The 18,301-nt window shown below is 75.2% G+C and carries 13 protein-coding genes; 9 read left to right on the top strand and 4 right to left on the bottom strand.

The genetic code is table 11. From position 1 onward, the window contains the following. Window positions 1–76 precede the first annotated feature (76 nt). Window positions 77–634 carry a sugar O-acetyltransferase gene (locus ACH495_RS06455; protein WP_396856721.1) on the bottom strand — a complete coding sequence of 186 codons (558 nt, stop codon included), beginning with the start codon at window positions 632–634 and terminating at the stop codon, window positions 77–79. Between the two features lie 143 nt (window positions 635–777). Here ACH495_RS06455 and ACH495_RS06450 point away from each other — a divergent pair, with 143 nt between their 5' ends. After that, window positions 778–4,119 carry a S8 family serine peptidase gene (locus ACH495_RS06450; RefSeq protein WP_396856720.1) on the top strand — a complete coding sequence of 1,114 codons (3,342 nt, stop codon included), beginning with the start codon at window positions 778–780 and terminating at the stop codon, window positions 4,117–4,119. A 50-nt stretch (window positions 4,120–4,169) separates the two neighbouring features. Here the strand turns inward: ACH495_RS06450 and dapD are convergent, their stop codons facing one another. Next, window positions 4,170–5,129: a 2,3,4,5-tetrahydropyridine-2,6-dicarboxylate N-succinyltransferase gene (gene dapD / locus ACH495_RS06445; protein ID WP_396856719.1), complete on the bottom strand. Its 960-nt coding sequence runs from the start codon at window positions 5,127–5,129 to the stop codon at window positions 4,170–4,172. A gap of 103 nt (window positions 5,130–5,232) precedes the next feature. Between dapD and dapE the strand changes: the two genes are divergently transcribed. After that, window positions 5,233–6,306 carry a succinyl-diaminopimelate desuccinylase gene (gene dapE / locus ACH495_RS06440; protein ID WP_396856718.1) on the top strand — a complete coding sequence of 358 codons (1,074 nt, stop codon included), beginning with the start codon at window positions 5,233–5,235 and terminating at the stop codon, window positions 6,304–6,306. 51 nt (window positions 6,307–6,357) lie between these two features. Here dapE and ACH495_RS06435 read toward each other — a convergent pair whose 3' ends face one another. Next, a complete protein-coding gene (locus ACH495_RS06435) occupies window positions 6,358–6,519 on the bottom strand; it encodes a hypothetical protein (protein WP_396856717.1) in 162 nt (53 codons plus the stop codon). A 156-nt stretch (window positions 6,520–6,675) separates the two neighbouring features. Between ACH495_RS06435 and ACH495_RS06430 the strand changes: the two genes are divergently transcribed. From ACH495_RS06430 to ACH495_RS06400, 7 genes are all read left to right on the top strand, one after another. After that, complete coding sequence (locus tag ACH495_RS06430; RefSeq protein WP_396856716.1) at window positions 6,676–7,542, top strand: TIGR00730 family Rossman fold protein; 867 nt, start codon at window positions 6,676–6,678, stop codon at window positions 7,540–7,542. A 1-nt stretch (window position 7,543) separates the two neighbouring features. Continuing rightward, window positions 7,544–8,089, top strand: a complete 546-nt coding sequence (locus tag ACH495_RS06425; RefSeq protein ID WP_396856715.1) for a TIGR00730 family Rossman fold protein — start codon at window positions 7,544–7,546, stop codon at window positions 8,087–8,089. 278 nt (window positions 8,090–8,367) lie between these two features. Further along, complete coding sequence (locus ACH495_RS06420; RefSeq protein WP_396857326.1) at window positions 8,368–11,910, top strand: ATP-dependent helicase; 3,543 nt, start codon at window positions 8,368–8,370, stop codon at window positions 11,908–11,910. Further along, a complete protein-coding gene (locus ACH495_RS06415) occupies window positions 11,907–15,353 on the top strand; it encodes an ATP-dependent helicase (RefSeq protein ID WP_396856714.1) in 3,447 nt (1,148 codons plus the stop codon). The genes ACH495_RS06420 and ACH495_RS06415 overlap by 4 nt, the downstream gene beginning before the upstream one ends. Before the next feature lie 229 nt (window positions 15,354–15,582). Continuing rightward, window positions 15,583–15,786: a cold-shock protein gene (locus tag ACH495_RS06410; RefSeq protein WP_013288421.1), complete on the top strand. Its 204-nt coding sequence runs from the start codon at window positions 15,583–15,585 to the stop codon at window positions 15,784–15,786. A 211-nt stretch (window positions 15,787–15,997) separates the two neighbouring features. Further along, window positions 15,998–17,257, top strand: coding sequence for a DEAD/DEAH box helicase (locus tag ACH495_RS06405; RefSeq protein ID WP_396856713.1), 1,260 nt, complete (start codon window positions 15,998–16,000; stop codon window positions 17,255–17,257). A gap of 166 nt (window positions 17,258–17,423) precedes the next feature. Continuing rightward, window positions 17,424–17,591 (top strand): hypothetical protein, encoded by a 168-nt coding sequence (locus tag ACH495_RS06400; RefSeq protein WP_396856712.1) that lies wholly within the window; start codon window positions 17,424–17,426, stop codon window positions 17,589–17,591. 272 nt (window positions 17,592–17,863) lie between these two features. Here the strand turns inward: ACH495_RS06400 and ACH495_RS06395 are convergent, their stop codons facing one another. Beyond that, window positions 17,864–18,301: an Rrf2 family transcriptional regulator gene (locus ACH495_RS06395; protein WP_281937838.1), complete on the bottom strand. Its 438-nt coding sequence runs from the start codon at window positions 18,299–18,301 to the stop codon at window positions 17,864–17,866.

Here is an 18,301-nt window from a genome sequence, read left to right as displayed (position 1 = left end):
AGCATCTCACTACCCAGAGTGCGCGCGAATTCCGGATTCCGCATCCCCCCGGAGGGTTGTTTCGGCAGCTCAGGCGTCAGGTAAGGGTTCTGATCGGCCGCGCCGGGTTACCCACCGCCACCACGTTCGCCGGCAGGTCGCGGGTCACCACCGCGCCGGCGCCGACCACCGTGTCGTCGCCGATGGTCACGCCGGCGAGCACGATCGCGCCGCCGCCGAGCCAGACGTTGTCGCCGATGGTGATCGGCTCGGCGGCCTCCCACTTGGCCCGACGGGCCTCCGGCTCCACCGGGTGGGTGGCGGTGAGGAGCTGGACGTTCGGTCCGATCTGAACGTCCGCGCCGATGGTGATCCGGGCGACGTCGAGGAAGACGGCGTTGAAGTTGACGAAGCTGCGCGGCCCGAGGTGGGTCTGGAAGCCGTAGTCGCAGTGGAACGGCGGCCGGACCCAGGCGCCCTCGCCGAGCGTGCCGAGCAGCTCGCGCAGGGCGGCGAGGCGGCCCTGCGGGTCGTCGGCCGCGCTGCGGTTGAAGCGTTCGGTCAGTCGGGCGGCGCGCTCCAGGTCGGCGACGATCGCGGGGTCGTCGGCGAGGTACGGCTCGCCGGCCAGCATCCGGTCCTTCATGGCACTCATCGGTGGATCATCCCCGGTGCGGCCGGGCGGAGGAAACCTGTTCGGTCGGATAGGCGACTTCCGATTGCATACCCGGTATGTAATTCTGATGCTTCGCATCGATGTGCCTTCCGTCGATGAAACGCCTCAGCGAGGAGAAAAGGTTGCCCCGGAACCGCAGAAAACTGGCCGCGCTCGGCCTCACCCTGGGCCTCGCACTCGGCCTGCCCGTGCCGGCGCACGCCGCCGCAACGGCGGCCCCGACCGGCACGCCCGCCCCGACCGGGTCGTCGGCCCGGCCCGCCACCGTCACCCTGATCACCGGTGACCAGGTCACCGTCGCCTCCGGCGGCCGTGCCGCGGTCCGCCCCGGCGCCGGTCGCGCCGGACTCCAGTTCCTGGTCAGCCGGGAACGGGACAGCCTCCGCGTGGTCCCCCAGGACGCGCTGGCACTGGTCCGTTCCGGCCGGCTCGACCCACGCCTGTTCGACGTCACCGGCCTGATCGCGGCCGGCTACGACGACGCGCACCGCGACACCGTGCCGCTGCTGGTGTCGTACCGACCGGGGGCGGCCCGGCGGACGGCGGCCCCGCTCGCCGGCACCCGGGTGATCCGCGACCTGCCGGCGATCGGCGGCGCGGCACTCGCCGCGACCAAGGCCGACGCCGGCACGCTCTGGCGGGCGGTCGCCGCGGACCGGTCCGGTGCCCGGCTCGACGCGGCGGGGGGTGTCGACCGGATCTGGCTGGACGGGCGGCGGCGGCTGACGCTGGACCACAGCGTGCCGCAGATCGGCGCGCCGGCCGCCTGGTCCGCCGGATGGACCGGCAAGGGCGTGAAGGTCGCGGTGCTCGACACCGGCGTCGACCTCACCCACCCGGACCTGGCCGGCAAGGTCGCCGAGTCGCGCAACTTCAGCGAGGAGGCCGACCCGGACGACATCGTCGGGCACGGCACCCACGTCGCCTCGATCATCGCCGGCAGCGGCGCCGCCTCCGGCGGGAAGTACCGGGGCGTCGCTCCGGACGCCACGCTGCTGTCCGGAAAGGTCTGCGAGACGTTCGGCTGCACCGAGTCGGCGATCCTCGCCGGCATGCAGTGGGCCGCGGCCGAGCAGCACGCCACGGTGGTCAACATGAGCCTGAGCGGCTTCGACACCCCGGAGGTCGACCCGCTGGAGCAGGCGGTCGAGTCGCTCACCGCGCAGACCGGCACGCTCTTCGTGACCGCCGCCGGCAACGACGGGGCCGACGGCTCGGTCGGCTCGCCGGCCAGCGCCGACGCCGCGCTGGCGGTCGGCGCCGTCGACCGGAACGACGACCTGGCCGACTTCTCCAGCCGTGGCCCACGGGTCGGCGACGGGGCGATCAAGCCGGACATCACCGCGCCGGGCGTGGAGATCGTGGCCGCCCGCGCCGCCCACGGCCAGATCGGCGACCCGGTGGGGGACAAGTACGTCTCCCTCTCCGGCACCTCGATGGCGACCCCGCACGTGGTCGGCGCGGTGGCGCTGATCGCCCAGCAGCACCCGGGCTGGAACGCCGGCCGCTACAAGGCCACGCTGATGGCCTCGGCCCGGCCGCACCCCGACCAGACCGCGTTCCAGCAGGGCGCCGGCCGGGTCGACGTGGCCCACGCGATCACCGAGCAGGTCACCAGCGAACCGTCCTCGGTCTCGTTCGGCCTGGCGGTCTGGCCGCACGCCGACGACAAGCCGATCAGCCGGACCGTCACCTACCGCAACGACGGCTCGGCCCCGATCACGCTGGAGCTGGGCACCGAGTTCACCGGCCCGGGCGGGCGGACCGCGCCGGCCGGCATGCTCACCCTCAGCACCTCCCGGCTCACCGTCCCGGCCGGCGGCACCGGCCAGGTCACCGTCGTGGTGGACACCCGGCTCGGCGGCGCCGACGGATACTGGACCGGCCGGCTGACCGCCCGGTCCGGCGACGCCGTCGCGGTCACCCCGCTGGCGGTCAACCGCGAGGTGGAGAGCTACGACCTGGCCCTCACCCACCGGAACCGGGCCGGCGCGCTCACCGGTGACTTCTACACCACGCTGATCGGGCTCGACGACGGCGCGACCCGGGACGTCTTCGACGCCGACGGCGAGGCCACGATCCGGGTGCCCAAGGGCCGGTACGGCGTGCAGAGCCTGCTCTTCGTGGACGGCGACCAGGGCTGGTCGGAGATCTCCATGCTGGCCCAGCCGGAACTGGTGGTGACCGGGAACCAGCGGCTCACCCTGGACGCCCGGCGGGCGAAGCCGGTCCGCACCACCGTGCCCCAACGCGGCGCGGCCCCGCTGCTGATCGACTTCACCGCCGCCTGGAACTTCGGCGACTACTACGCCAGCTTCGGGCTCTGGACCGACCGCTTCGAGGGCCTCTACTCGGCCCAGCTCGGCCGTACGGTCTCGGACCAGGTCTTCGTCGGCTCACTGGCCAGCCAGTGGACCGAACCGACCGCGCCGGAGCGCAGCCCCTACTTCTACGGGCTGAGCGACGTGTTCCCCGGCCGCTTCCCGACCGGGTTCGTCCGCCACTACCAGCCGGCCGACCTGGCGCATGTCACCAGCCGGTTCGCGAACGGCTACCCGGGGCTGGAGAACGAGCGGATCGTCTACCCGGAGCCCGACTACAACATGGGCGGCTCGGCGATCGTCGTGCCGGTCCAGGTGCCCGGCAAGCGGATCGAGCACCTCAGCACCAGCCGCACCCGCTGGAACTTCGAGCTGGACCTCGGCAAGCGGGACGAGGAGGGCTGGCTCAACACGCAGGCGGTGCTGGAGTCCGGACCGACCCGCTACCGGGCCGGCCACAGCTACACCGAGAACTGGAACGCCGCGCCGTACGGGCCGTCCTTCCCGCAGCCGCGCTGGCCGGAGCAGGGCATCACCCGCACGGGTGACACAGTGGTCGTCTCGCTGCCGATGCACAGCGACGCGGCCGGGCACCCGGGCGGTTCGCTCAACGACACCGAGCGCACCGCGCTCTACCGCAACGGCAAGTTGGTCGGCGAGGTCGCCGCACCCGGCTACGGCGTGTTCGAGGAGCTGCCCCCGGGGCTCGCGAACTACCGGGTGGACACCGTCGCGAAGCGCTCCTTCACGGACCTCAGCACGGAGGTCTCGGCGAGCTGGACGTTCCGCTCGAAGCGGGTGCCGGGCGAGACGCCGGCGCGGCTGCCGGCGATGGCGGTCCGGTTCACCCCGCCGCTCACGGTGGACGGCACCGCGCCGGCCGGCCGCACGTTCGCGGTTCCGGTGGCGGTGCAGCGTCAGCCCGGCGCGCCGGCCGGCACGGTCGCGGCGCTCACCGTCGACGTGTCGTACGACGGTGGGAAGACGTGGCGCAAGGCGCCGCTGAAGAAGCAGGGCGCCGGCTGGACGGCCACCGTCGTGCACCCGGCCGGCCCCGGCTACGTGTCGCTGCGGGCCTCGGCCCGCGACGACGCCGGCAACACGGTCACCCAGCGGATCATCCAGGCGTACCGCCTGCGGTGAACCCGGCCGTCCGGGTCCGTGGCGGTCGCGCCACGGACCCGGACGGCGGGCTAGTCGTTGGCGTGCAGGGCGGCGTTCAGCTCGATGCCCCGGCCGGTACGCGGCCGCGCCTCCAGCGCGCCGGTCACCGAGTTGCGCCAGAACAGCAGCCCGTCCACGCCGGACAGCTCGCGGGCCTTGACCACCCGGCCGTCCGGCAGCGTGATCTTCGAGGCCGCGGTGAGATAGCAGCCGGCCTCCACCACGCAGTCGTCGCCGAGCGAGATCCCGACGCCCGCGTTCGCGCCGACCAGACTGCGCTCGCCGATCCGGACCCGGTCGGTGCCGCCGCCGGACAGCGTGCCCATGATCGAGGCGCCGCCGCCGATGTCGGAACCGTCACCGACCACCACGCCCTGCACGATCCGCCCCTCGACCATCGAGGTGCCGAGCGTGCCGGCGTTGAAGTTGACGAAGCCCTCGTGCATGACAGTGGTGCCGGCGGCCAGGTGCGCGCCGAGCCGGACCCGGTCCGCGTCGGCGATCCGCACCCCGCCGGGCACCACGTAGTCGGTCATCCGGGGGAACTTGTCGACGCCGTAGACCGCCAGGTGGCGGCCGGCGGCCCGCTCGATCACGCGCAGCTCGTCGACCCGCTCCGGCGGGCACGGCCCGGCCGAGGTCCAGGCCACGTTGGCCAGCTTGCCGAAGATGCCGTCGAGGTTCAGCTCGTTGGGTCGCACCAGGCGGTGGGAGAGCAGGTGCAGGCGAAGGTACGCGTCGGCCGCGTCCTTGATCGGGTCGTCGAGCGCACCGATCACGGTGGTCACCTCGACCGTACGCAGGCCGGGCAGCGCCCGCTCGCCGATCGCGCCCGGCGGCAGGTCGAGCACGTCGGCCTGGTCCTCCCCGGGCACCAGGGGCAGCTCGCCGAGGCCCAGCTTGCCGGTCGGGTACCAGGTGTCGAGCACCTGGTCGTCGGCGGTGACGGTGGCCAGGCCGATGCCCCAGGCGGATGGTGCGGACGTCACGGTGTCACCTCTCGTTCCCGGCGGCGGCGTCCGCCGCTGCCCGCGGCCGCGGGCGCGGAACGTGTTCCTCGCACCCACCGGAGATGACGGTACCGTGCGAGACATGCAGAACCCGTTGACCCCCGAGGTCCTGGCCGATCCGGTGGCGCTGACCCGCGCCCTGGTCGACATCGAGTCGGTCTCCCTCAACGAGAAGGCGATCACCGACTGCGTCGAGGAGGTGCTGCGTGGCGTACCCCACCTGACCACCTACCGGCACTCGAACACGCTGATGGCCCGCACCGACCTGGGCCGCGCGCAGCGGGTGGTGCTCGCCGGCCACCTGGACACCGTGCCGCTCAACGGCAACTTCCCGTCGTCCATGCGCGGCGACCTGATGTACGGCTGCGGCACCTCCGACATGAAGTCCGGGGTGGCGTTCGCGCTGCACCTGGCCGTGACGCTGCCCGACCCGCGCTACGACGTCACCTACTTCTTCTACGAGGCCGAGGAGATCGAGTCCCGCTACAACGGTCTCACGCTGGTGGCGCAGAGCCACCCCGAGTGGTTGACGGCCGACTTCGCGGTGCTGTTGGAGCCGACGTACGGCATCGTCGAGGCGGGCTGCCAGGGCACGATGCGGGCCATCGTCACCACGCACGGCGAGCGGGCCCACGCGGCCCGGTCCTGGCACGGGGTGAACGCCATCCACGGCGCCGGGGAGGTGCTGCGCCGGCTGGGCGCGTACGAGGCGCGTCGGGTGACCATCGAGGGCTGCGACTACCGCGAGGGGCTCAACGCCACCGGGATCCACGGCGGGGTGGCCGGCAACGTCATCCCGGACCGCTGTGACATCGAGATCAACTACCGGTACGCCCCGGACCGCGACCCGGCGGCGGCCGAGGCCCACCTGCGCGAGGTGTTCGCCGGCTTCGAGCTCACGGTCACCGACGCGGCGGCCGGCGCGGCCCCGGGGCTGGACAACCCGGCCGCGCAGGAGTTCCTGGCCGCGGTGGGTGCCGCGCCGATCGGCAAGCTGGGCTGGACGGACGTGGCCCGGTTCGCGGCCATGGGCATCCCGGCGCTCAACTTCGGGCCCGGCGACCCCAACCTGGCGCACCACAAGGACGAGCACGTCGAGCTGACCAAGATCCGGGACGGCGCGGCCACCCTGCACCGCTGGCTCGCCCCGGCCTGACGTACCGAAGGATCCGCAGGCCCGCGCCCGGCGTCGCGGGCCTGCGGATGGTCAGACGTGTGTGGTCAGCGGCGCGTCCGCCTCGTCGGTGTCGCCGGCCGGCTCGGCGCGGTGGGCCTCCATCATCCGGGCACGGCGGCGTTCGGCCACCACGTCGTGGATCCGCCGCTGCATCTGCCGGCGGATCCGGATCATCTCGCTGTTGCTGATCAAACGCTGGCTCCTCCCCCGAAGGCGCGTCCCCCGGGCATACCGGGTATGTGAATAGTAAGACGTACGAGCGAGCGAATTAGTTGCCTTGATCGCAAAGATTTTCTCCGGCTCGCCGGCCTCCGCGCCGCGCCGCCGTCGCTCCACTACGGTGGCCCCATGAGCGAGAGCACCGGGAGGCCGGCTGAGCAGGGGCCGCGGGCCGAGCGGCACCGCGGAGCGGTCACGCTGCGCAACCGGGCGATCCCGAACAGCACCGCGGACCAGCGGCTGCTCGACTCCCGCGGGCGCGGCGACTGGAAGACCAAGGACGCCTGGCGGGCGCTGCGGATCCTGTCCGAGTTCGTCGAGGGGTTCGACACGCTCGCCGACCTGCCGCCAGCGGTCAGCGTCTTCGGATCGGCCCGCAGCAAGCCCGACAGCCCGGAGTGCCGGCTGGCCGAGGAGCTGGGCGGCGCCCTGGCCCGAGCCGGCTACGCGGTGATCACCGGCGGTGGGCCAGGCGTCATGGAGGCCGCCAACCGGGGCGCCGGCGAGGCGGGCGGGCTCTCCGTCGGGCTCGGCATCGAGCTGCCGTTCGAGCAGGGCCTCAACGACTGGGTCGACCTGGCCATCGACTTCCGCTACTTCTTCGCCCGCAAGACCATGTTCGTCAAGTACGCCCAGGCGTTCGTGGTGCTGCCCGGCGGCTTCGGCACCATGGACGAGCTGTTCGAGGCGCTCACCCTGGTGCAGACCGGCAAGGTGACCCGGTTCCCGGTGGTGCTGATGGGCGCCGACTACTGGGGCGGCCTGCTCGACTGGCTGCGCGCCACCATGGCCGCCGACGGCAAGATCGGGCCGAGCGACCTCGACCTGATCCGGGTCACCGACGACGTCAACGAGGCGGTCCGGCACATCGTGGAGGCCGAGGCGGTGCTCTCCGCCGAGCAGGAGGCGGTACGCGAGGAGGCGGTCGCCCGGGTGGCCGCCGACCAGCAGGCCGCCGCCGAGGCCGCCCCCGAGGGCCCGGCCGGGTCGCGCTGACATGGCCGACGTCTGCGTGTTCTGCGCGTCCTCCCGTACCCTCGACGACCGCTGGCTGGCGCTGGCCACCGAGACCGGCACGGAGCTGGCCCGGCGCGGGCACACGCTGGTCAGCGGCGGCGGTTGCGTCGGGATGATGGGTGCGGTGGCGGACGGCGCGCGGGCCGCCGGCGGGCGCACGCTCGGCGTCATCCCGCAGCCGCTGGTCGACCTGGAGGTCGCCGACCTGGCCGCCGACGAGCTGCTGGTCACCGACGGGATGGCCAGCCGCAAGACGCTGATGATCGACCGGTCGGACGCGTTCGTCACGCTGCCCGGCGGGCTGGGCACGCTCGACGAGCTGTTCGAGGTCTGGACCACCGCCACGCTCGCCCTGCACGCCAAGCCGATGGTGCTGGTCGACGCGGACGGGTTCTACCGGCCGCTGCTCGACTGGCTCGGCACGCTGGCCGAGCGCAACTTCCTCAAGCCGGCCGGTCTCGACCTGCTGATGGTCGCCGACAGCGTGCCCGCCGCCCTCGACCTCATCGACGCCCGCCTCGCCTGACCGTCCGCGCTGCCGCTCCGCGGCTGCCCCCGCGTCCGACACCCATAGCGTTCCACTCGCCGCCCGCGCACCGGACGGGTGGAACGTCATGGGTGTCTCCGGCCCCGTTTCACACCCATGGCGTTCCACTCACCGCGCACGGGCCGGGCGGGTGGAACGTCATGGGTGTCTCCGCGTTGCCTGTGGGACGGACGTCGGGGCGGCCGTCGCCGGTGAGCTGCGGCGTGCCCGGCGGCGTCGGTTTCCGGGTGTCGTACCGGCGTGGTGGGATGTCGGTGATGCAGGCGTACCGGTTGGTGCGCCGGCCCGGCGGCGCGGGGGCGGGGGTCACCCACGACGCCGGGGCGGGGCAGGGGGTGGGCCGGTCCGACGGGCCGGCCGTGTCGGAGCCGCGATCCGGGGGGTCGGCGGTCGATGCCGCGCACCCGGGCCAGGCGACAGGCCGGCATCCCGACCCGGTGCAGGCCGAGGTGATCGCACACACCGACGGGCCGATGCTGGTCGTCGGCGGTCCCGGCACCGGGAAGACCGCCACCCTGGTCGAGGCGGTCGCCGCCCGGGTGGCCGAGGGCGTCGACCCGGAGCGCGTGCTGGTGCTCACGTTCGGCCGGCGCGGCGCCACCGAGCTGCGGCGGCGCATCGAGGCGCGGATCGCCGGGGACGGCCGCCGGGTGGTGCGCGAGCCGCTGGTCCGCACGTTCCCGGCGTACGCCTTCGGGCTGCTCCGTCGCGCCGCCGCCGAACGTGGTGAGCCGTCGCCCCGGCTGCTCACCGGCCCGGAGCAGGATCTGATCATCCGGGAGCTGCTCGACGTGGTGGGCGAGGAACCGGAGGACGATCCGGTCGGCTGGCCGGCGGACCTGCTTCCCGCGTTGCGCACCCGGGCGTTCGCCCAGCAGCTCCGCGACCTGCTGATGCGGGCCGCCGAGCGGGGCGTCGGCCCGGTCGAGCTGGCCCGGCTGGGTGAGAAGCTGGGCCGCGCCGACTGGCCGGCCGCCGCGCGCTTCCTCCGGGAGTACGTCGCCGTCCTCGCGCTGCGCGACGTGAGCAACCGGGGCTCGGTCGCGTACGACCCGGCGGAGCTGGTGCGGGCGGCCACCGGCATGCTGCTCGACGACCCGGAGCTGCTCGCCGCCGAACGCCGCCGCCTGACCCACGTCTACGTCGACGAGCTGGCCGACACGGATCCGGCCCAGGTGGACCTGCTCGCCGCGGTGGCCGGTGGCGGCCGGTCCCTGGTCGCCTTCGCCGACCCGGACTCCTCCACGTACGCGTTCCGCGGCGCCGATCCGGCCGCCGTCATCACGTTCGGGCACCGGTTCCGGACCGCGTCCGGCGCGCCGGCCGCCCAGGTCACGCTGACCACCTCCTACCGGGCCGGGCCGGAGCTGCTGGCGGCGACCGCCCGGCTGGCCCGTCGGCTGCGCGGCCCGGCGGCGCACCGGCGGCTGCGAGCGCTCCCGGACGCGCCGGCCGGCGCGGTGGAGGTGCGCACGTTCCGCTCGGCGACCAGTGAGTCCGCCTGGCTGGCCCACGCGCTGCGCGAGGCGCACCTGCTCGACGGCGTGCCCTGGTCGCGGATGGCGGTGCTGGTCCGGTCCACCGGGCGGCAGCTCCCGTCGCTGCGGCGCGCCCTGCACACCGCCGGTGTGCCTACCGTCGTGCACGGCGAGGACCTGCCGCTGCACCTCCAGCCGGCGGTGGCGCCGCTGCTGCTCCTGCTGCGCTGCGCGCTCGAACCCGACCGGCTGGACGAGGAGGCGGCGGTCGCGCTGCTGCACTCGCCGCTGGGCGGCGCCGACCCGCTGGCCGAGCGGCGGCTGCGCCAGGGGCTACGGGCGCTCGCGCTGGCCGGCGGCGACCGCCGCCCCTCCGGTGAGCTGCTGGTGGAGGCGCTGCGCGACCCGGCCGAACTGGCCACCATCGAGCGGCGGTGGGCGGCGCCCGCGCAGGCGGTGGCGCACGTGCTGGCGACCGCGCGGGAGGCCGCCGCCACGCCCGGCGCCACCGCCGAGGACGTGCTCTGGGCGGTGTGGCGGGAAAGCGGGCTGGCCGAGCGCTGGGCCGGGGCGGTCACCCGGGGGCGGGAGGCCACCGGCGAGCACGAGACCGCCCAGCGCTGGCGCGCCGAGGCCGCCGACCGCGACCTGGACGCGGTGCTGGTGCTCTTCGACGCCGCGGCCCGGTTCACCGACCGGCTGCCGGGGGCCCGCACCGAGGTCTTCCTCGACCACGTGCTCGGGCAGGAGCTGCCGGCGGACACGCTCGCCGCCGCCGCCGACCAGGGCGAGGCGGTCCGCCTGCTCACCGCGCACGCCGCCAAGGGCCTGGAGTGGGATCTCGTCGCCGTCGCCGGCGTCCAGGAGGGCGTCTGGCCCGACCTGCGGCTGCGCGGCAGCCTGCTCGGCTCCGAGCGGTTGGTCGACGTGCTCGCCGGCCGGGCCGACGGGGCCGGGCTGCGGGCCAGCCTGGTCGGGCAGACGTCGGCGTTGCTGGACGAGGAGCGGCGGCTGTTCCACGTCGCGGTCAGCCGGGCCCGGCGCCGGCTGCTGGTCACCGCGGTCGCCTCCGCGGCGGTCGGCGGCGACGACCACGAGGAGCAGCCCAGCCGCTTCCTGCACGAGCTGGCCGCCAGCGATCCGCCCGCCACCGGCGGGAGCGGCGCCACCGCGCCCACCCCGCCCGGTGACGGCCCGCGCGGTGACGGCCCGGCCGGCGGGGGCCCGCGCGGTGACGGCCCGGCCGGCGGGGGACCGGCGGGGGACGGGCCGGTGCCGCACGGCGACGAGCACCCGCAGGACTGGTCGCCCGGCGCGCTCCCGGTGACCCTGCCGCCGCGCGGGCTCACGCTGTCCGCGTTGGTGGCGGAGCTGCGTACCGCGATCACCGACCCGGCGGCCCCGGTGAGCCGGCGGCACGCGGCGGCGGGCGAGCTGGCCCGGCTGGCCGCCGCCGGGGTGCCCGGCGCGCACCCGGACGACTGGTGGGGCCTGCGCGGCCTCTCCGACGACCGGCCGCTGGTCGACGACGGCGAGCCGGTGCGGGTCACGCCCTCGGCGATGGAGAGCGCGCTGCGGTGCAGCCTGCGCTGGCTGCTGGAACGGCACGGCGGCAGCGGGCCGGCCAGCGCCGCGCAGGGCGTCGGCAACCTGGTGCACGCCGCCGCGATGCTGGCCGAGGACGCCAGCGTCGACCGGGAGGCGCTGCTGGAGTACGTGGCCGCCCGGTTCGACGCGATCGAGCTGGCCGCCCGCTGGATGGTCGGCCCGGAGCGGCAGCGCGCCGAGGCGATGGTCGACAAGCTGCTGCGCTGGCTGGCCGGCAACCCGCGCCGGCTGCTCGCCATCGAGCACGAGTTCGCGGTCCGCCTCGACGACCCGGCCCGGCCGGTCGAGCTGACCGGCCGCGTCGACCGGTTGGAGGTCGACGCCGAGGGCCGGCTCGTGGTGATCGACCTGAAGACCGGCAAGTCCACCGCCGTCACCGAGCGGGAGGTCGCCGAACATCCGCAGCTCGGGGCATACCAGGCGGCCGTGGAGGCGGGCGGGTTCGCGGAGTTCGGCGCGGAGTCCGGCGGCGCCGCGCTGGTGCAGCTCGGCACCGGCGCCCGGGACGCCAAGGAGCAGGCCCAGGCCGCGGCCGGGGAGGGCCCGGAGGCCGGCTGGGCCACCGCGCTGGTCCGCCGCACCGCCGACACGATGGCCGCCGCCACGTTCGCCGCCGTGGCCAACTCGAAGTGCCGGGTCTGCCCGGTACGCACCAGCTGCCCGGTCTCCGGCCAGGGCCGCCAGGTGGTCGAGCCACCCCCGGAGCAGACATGACGATCCAGCCGGCGCTGTTCGGCGCCACCGGCGCGCCGCCGCCCACGCCCCGGGCCGCCGACGCGGGTCCCCGCTACACGCCCGTCGAGCTGGCCCGGCTGCTCCGGCTGCCGGCCCCCACCCGCGAGCAGGCCGCGATCATCGCGGCGCCGGTGGAGCCGCTGCTGGTGGTCGCCGGCGCCGGCTCGGGCAAGACCGAGACGATGGCCGCGCGGGTGGTCTGGCTGGTCGCCAACGCGTACGTGCGTCCCGAGCACATCCTCGGGCTGACCTTCACCCGCAAGGCGGCCGGCGAGCTGGCCCACCGGGTGCGGACCCGCCTCGACCAGCTCGTCCGTCGGCTGGGCCGGCCCCGGCGGGACCCCCGCGAGGACCCGTTGGCGGGTGAGCCGACCGTCTCCACCTACCACTCGTACGCCGGGCGGATCGTCACCGAGCACGGGCTGCGGGCCGGGTACGAGCCGACCACCCGGCTGCTCACCGAGGCGTCCCGCTGGCAGCTCGTCGACCTGCTGGTGCGCAACTACGACGGCGACATGTCCGAGGTGGACCGGATGCCGTCCACCATCACCGACGCGGTGCTCGCGCTCGCCGGTGAGCTGGACGAGCACCTGGTCGACCCGGACGAGCTGGCCGGCTGGACCGGTCGCTTCTTCGCCGAGGTGCAGTCCCGCCCCGGCCGGGTCTACGCCGACGTGCGCAAGGCGCTCCAGCTCCAGCGGACCCGGCTGAAACTGCTGCCGCTGGTCCGGGCGTACGCGCGGCGCAAGGACGACTTCGAGGCGATGGACTTCGCCGACCAGCTCGCCCGCGCGGCCCGGGTGGCCCGCGACCATCCGGGCGTCGGCGTGATCGAGCGGGACCGGTTCCGGGTGGTGCTGCTCGACGAGTACCAGGACACCAGCCACGCCCAGGTGGTGCTGCTCAACGCGCTGTTCGGCGGCGGCCACCCGGTCACCGCGGTCGGCGACCCCTGCCAGTCGATCTACGGCTGGCGCGGGGCCAGCGCCGGCACGCTGGACCGGTTCCCCGGCGAGTTCGCCCGTGCCGACGGCACCCCCGCCGAGGTGCTCGGCCTCACCACGAGCTGGCGCAACCGGCCGGAGATCCTCGGCGTCGCGAACGCGCTCTCGGTGCCGCTGCGGGCGGCCGGCGCCCGGGTGCCCGAGCTGCACGCCGCGCTCAGCGTCCGCGACCCGATCCCGCACCGTACGCCGGGCGGTCGGGCCGCCGGCACGGTGCACTGCGCGCTCCTTCCGACGTACGCCGACGAGGCCGACTGGATCGCGGACAGCGTGCTGGCGGCCTGGCGGGGCGCGGCCGGGACGCCGGACGCGCTGCCCGAGCACATTCCGGCCGACCGTCGCCCGACCACTGCGGTGCTGGTGCGGCTGCGCAGCCAGATCCCGGCGATCGAGGCGGCGCTGCGGGCCCGGGGGCTGCCGGTCGACGTGGTCGGGCTCGGCGGGCTGCTGGACACCCCGGAGGTACGGGACGTGGTCTGCACGCTGCGGGTGCTGGCCGACCCGACCGACGGGGCGGCGCTGCTGCGGCTGCTCACCGGCGCGCGTTGGCGGATCGGCCCGCGTGACCTGGTCGCCCTGCACCGACGCGCCCGGGCCATCGCCCGCAGTCGCCGCGAGCTGACCGGCGACGACGGGCCGGAGATCACCGTGGACGTGCTGGACGAGGCGACGCTGGTCGAGGCGCTGGCCGACCTCGGGCCGGCGCAGGCGTACTCGGCGGAGGGGTTCGCGCGGCTGCGGTCGTACGGGATGGAGCTGGCGCTGCTGCGCTACCGGCTGGACCAGTCCCTGCCGGAGCTGATCGCGGACATCGAGCGGAGCATCGGGCTGGACGTCGAGGTGGCGGTCCGGGCCGGTCGGGACGGCGCCGGCGACGCCGGGCTGGCCCGCGCCCACCTGGACGCGCTCGGCGACGTGGCGGCGCGGTTCAGCGGCGAGACGCCCGGCGCCACGCTGGCCGGCTTCCTCGCCTACCTGGCCGCCGCCGAGGACGAGGAGCGCGGGCTGGCGCCGGGCGAGGTCGAGGTGGTGGCCGGCGCGGTGCAGGTGCTCACCGCGCACGCGGCTAAGGGCCTGGAGTGGGACGTGGTGGCGGTGGCCGGGCTGACCCGGGGCGTCTGGCCGGGGCCGGTCCGCAACTCGGACCACTGGCTGGGCGGGCTCGGGGTGCTGCCGTTCCCGCTGCGCGGCGACGCGGACGGGCTGCCCGAGCTGGCCCTGCCGGAGGCGGCGGACCAGCGTGGCGTGGCCCGTGCGCTGGCCGAGTTCACCGACGCCTGGCGGGCGCACGACGAGCGGGAGGAGCGCCGGCTGGCGTACGTGGCGGTGACCCGGCCCCGCCGCCTGCTGCTCTGCTCCGGCTACTGGTGGGGCGAGGGGACGAAGCGGTTCCGCGGCCCGTCGGTGTTCCTGCGGGAGGTGCACGACGTCGGCCTGGCCGGGACGGACGGCCACGTGGTCGACGCCTGGACGCCGGAGCCGGCCGGGGACGCGGTGAACCCGACCACCGAGACGGTGCTGCGGGCCGAGTGGCCGGCCGACCCGCTGGGCGGGCGCCGGCCGGCGTTGACCGAGGCGGCGGCGTTGGTCCGCCGGCACCTCGCCGACCCGGACGCGGCCCGCCGCGAGGCGGCCCTGCTGGCCACCGTCGCCGGGTCGCCGGTGCCGGTGGCCGGGGTCGAGGCGGCGGATCCGGGGGTGACGGCCGACACGCCGGTCGACGATCCGGAGGTGGACCGCTGGCGGCGGGAGGCCGATCTGCTCCTCGCCGAGCGGGCGGAGCTGGCCCGCCGGGCCGAGGCGGTCGAGGTCGAGCTGCCCGGCCAGCTCTCGGTGACCCAGCTCGTGGCGTTGCGCCGCGACCCCGAGGCGCTGGCCTGGACGCTGCGTCGACCGATGCCGAGCGCGCCCAGCCCGTACGCGCGGCGGGGCACCGCCTTCCACGCCTGGCTGGAGCAGCGCTTCGGCGCCGACCGGCTGCTGGACGTCGACGAGCTGCCCGGGGCGGCCGACGACGGCGCCGCCCCGGACGAGGCGCTGGCCGAGTTGCAGGAGCGTTTCCTGACCAGCGAGTGGGCCGACCGGGTGCCGGTGGAGGTGGAGGTGCCGTTCGCCACAGTGGTCGCCGGCGTGGTGGTCCGGGGCCGGATGGACGCCGTCTTCGCCCGCCCCGGCGGGCGCTACGACGTGGTCGACTGGAAGACCGGCCGCCAGCCCGCCGGCCGGGAGGCCGAGGCGGCGGCGGTGCAGCTGGCGGTCTACCGGCTGGCCTGGGCGGAGCTGGCCGGCGTGCCGGTGGAGCGGGTCGGCGCGGCGTTCCACTACGTCCGGGACGCGGTGACCGTCCGCCCGACCGACCTGCTCGACGTCGAGGGGTTGACCGCGTTGGTGGCCGCCGTGCCGGAAATTCCGACGTGATCTCCCCGCCGGGCGAGATCCGTGGTACGTTGGTCTCGTTGCAGTTTTGGTTTCCAGAGACTCTGTGTGCGCCTGGCGGATTGTGGCCCCAGGCGCTCTTTGTTGTGTCCGGAGTTCTCCGGGCGGGGCGACCAGCAGCGACAGGCACGCCACGCAGCCCATGCGTGGTGGGCTCCTCTCCGGCCCGCAACACGTGCGGGCCGACCGTTCCGTCAAGGAGACGAAACACATGGCAATTGGCACCGTCAAGTGGTTCAACGCTGACAAGGGCTTCGGCTTCATCACCCCGGACGACGGCGGCGCCGACGTCTTCGCCCACTTCTCGGCGATCCAGACCTCCGGCTACCGGAGCCTGGACGAGAACCAGCGGGTCGAGTTCGAGGTGACCCAGGGCCAGAAGGGCCCGCAGGCGGAGAACATCCGCCCGCTCTGATCTTCGGATCAACCGGCACCACCACCGCGCCCCGCCGGGCGTGGTGCACGGGCCGGCCCGCCGCGCCGCCCTCCCGTACGCGGGAGCTGGCGCGCCGAGGCGGGCCGGCCCGTCCCTTTCGGTTCGTGCTTGTGATCACCGGCCACGCCGGTGACGCGCCGTCGCCCGGCGCCCTTCCTCGACACGTGCCGCCTCGAGGAAGGCTTTCCGCATGACCACGACCATGCCCACTTTCGCCGCCACCGGCCTGGCGCCGGCGCTCGTCGCCGAGCTGACCGCGCAGGGCATCACCGCGCCGTTCCCGATCCAGTCGGCGACCCTGCCCGACTCGCTGGCCGGCCGGGACGTGCTCGGCCGCGGCCGGACCGGCTCCGGCAAGACGCTCGCGTTCGGGTTGCCGCTGCTGCACCGTACGGCCGGCCGCCGGGCGCGTCCCGGCCGTCCGCTCGCGCTGGTGCTGGTGCCCACCCGGGAACTGGCCGCGCAGGTGACCGCCGCGCTCACCCCGTACGCCGGCGCGCTCGGGCTGCGCTGCGCCACAGTGGTCGGCGGGCTCTCGCTGACCCGCCAGGCGGACGCGCTGCGGGCCGGGGCCGAGGTGCTGGTGGCCACGCCGGGCCGGCTGCACGACCTGATCGACAGGGGGTCCGCCCGACTGGACCAGGTCGAGATCACCGTGCTGGACGAGGCGGACCAGATGGCCGACATGGGCTTCCTGCCGCAGGTGACGAAGCTGCTGGAGCAGGTCGCCCCGGGCGGTCAGCGGATGCTCTTCTCGGCCACCCTGGACCGCGGCGTGGACCGGCTGGTCCGCCGCTTCCTCGCGAACCCGGTCACGCACTCCGTGGACCCGGGCACCGCCACGGTCACCGCGATGACGCACCACGTGCTGCACCTGGAGCCGGAGGACAAGCCGGCCGCGCTGGCCCACATCGCCGCGCGGGAGGGTCGGACCATCGTCTTCATCGCCACCAAGCACCGCGCCGACCGGGTGGCCCGTCAACTGCTCGCCAAGGGCGTGCGCGCCGCGGCGCTGCACGGCGGCAAGTCGCAGCCGCAGCGCACCCGGATCCTGGAGCAGTTCCGCACCGGTCAGGTCACCGCGCTGGTGGCCACCGACGTGGCGGCCCGCGGCATCCACGTCGACGGGCTGGACCTGGTGGTCAACGCCGACCCGCCCACGGAGGCGAAGGACTACCTGCACCGGGGTGGCCGGACCGCCCGGGCCGGGGAGTCGGGCACCGTGGTCACGCTGGTCCTGCCGGAGCAGCGCCGGGACGTGGCCCGGCTGATGAGCACGGCGGGGATCAACCCGCAGACCACCCGGGTACGCGCCGGCGACGCGGAGCTGGGCCGGCTGACCGGGGCGCGCGAGCCCTCCGGCACTCCGGTGACCATCGCCGTTCCGCCGCCGGTCGCCGCGCACCCCGCCCCGGGGACGCGGCCCCGCCGTCGCCCGCGCCGACGCTGACCGGACGTTCCGTGCGGTGCCGCTGACCGGCCGTCATGCGGTGCCTCGCTGAGTCGGGGATCAGCGAATGTTCAGTCGGGTGGCCGACTGTCCGGCGCCGTCGCGGCGACGATGCTGGGTCCCGTGGGCCGGTCGGGGGGACCGGCCGGATGCGGGAGGGGCGACCATGGCGGGGGACGCCGGCTCGGGTGGCGGGGCCCGGGAGGTGCTGCTGGTGCTCGCGGTGGCGGGCGCCGGCCTGGCGCTCGCCGTGGTGGCCGCGTTCGGCCCCTGGCATCCGGCCACGGGCGGTCCGCCGGACCGTGGCGCGGCCCGCACCTTCAACCCCGGCTGATCCGTACGGTCAGTCGGGCCTGACGGGGGTCACGCAGGGTGACGTCCGCTGGCGGATGTGCGGCGAAGACGGATATACCTCAGCGGTATAAATATGCCGCTCGGTCATATTGCTCCAGGGGGATGCCTTCTCGGCCAGGCCCCCACCGATCCGTTCTGTCGGCAGCGGGCCACCCATCGCCCTCAGCGACAAGCGCCGTCACCGCCCGGGGCGCGAGCAGCCGGGCGGGGCCCCGGCACCGGGCCCCGCCCGGCCTCCGGGCACCGGCGGACTCAGGGCGCCGGGGCGCGGTCCGCCAGCAGGTCCGCCAGCGTGGTGCGGTCCACCACCAGCGCGATCGCGCCGTCCACCGCCAGCCAGACGTCCCGCAGCCCGGTCGCCACCCCGTGATAGCCGGCCCGGTCCGCGGGCATGCCCCGGACGCTGGTGAGCGCGCCGCCGACTGCGCGCAGCACGTCACCGACGCTGATCTCGGCCGGGGGCCGGCTCAGCGCGTACCCGCCCTCGGTGCCGCGGTGGCTGTGCAGCAGCCCGGCCCGCCGCAGGTCGAGCAGGATCCCCTGGAGGAAGCTGAGCGGGATGTCCTGGCGCTCGGCCAGGCTCGCCGCCTTGACCAGCTCGCCGCCGGGATCCCCGTCGCCGGTGGATCCGGCGTCGGCGACGGCGAGCATGGCCCGGAGCGCGTAGTCGGCGCGCGCGGAGATGTACAC

This window comes from Micromonospora sp. NPDC018662 (genome assembly GCF_044391475.1).
In the GTDB taxonomy this organism is placed as follows: domain Bacteria; phylum Actinomycetota; class Actinomycetes; order Mycobacteriales; family Micromonosporaceae; genus Micromonospora.
This window is presented reverse-complemented; position numbering and strand designations above follow the sequence as displayed.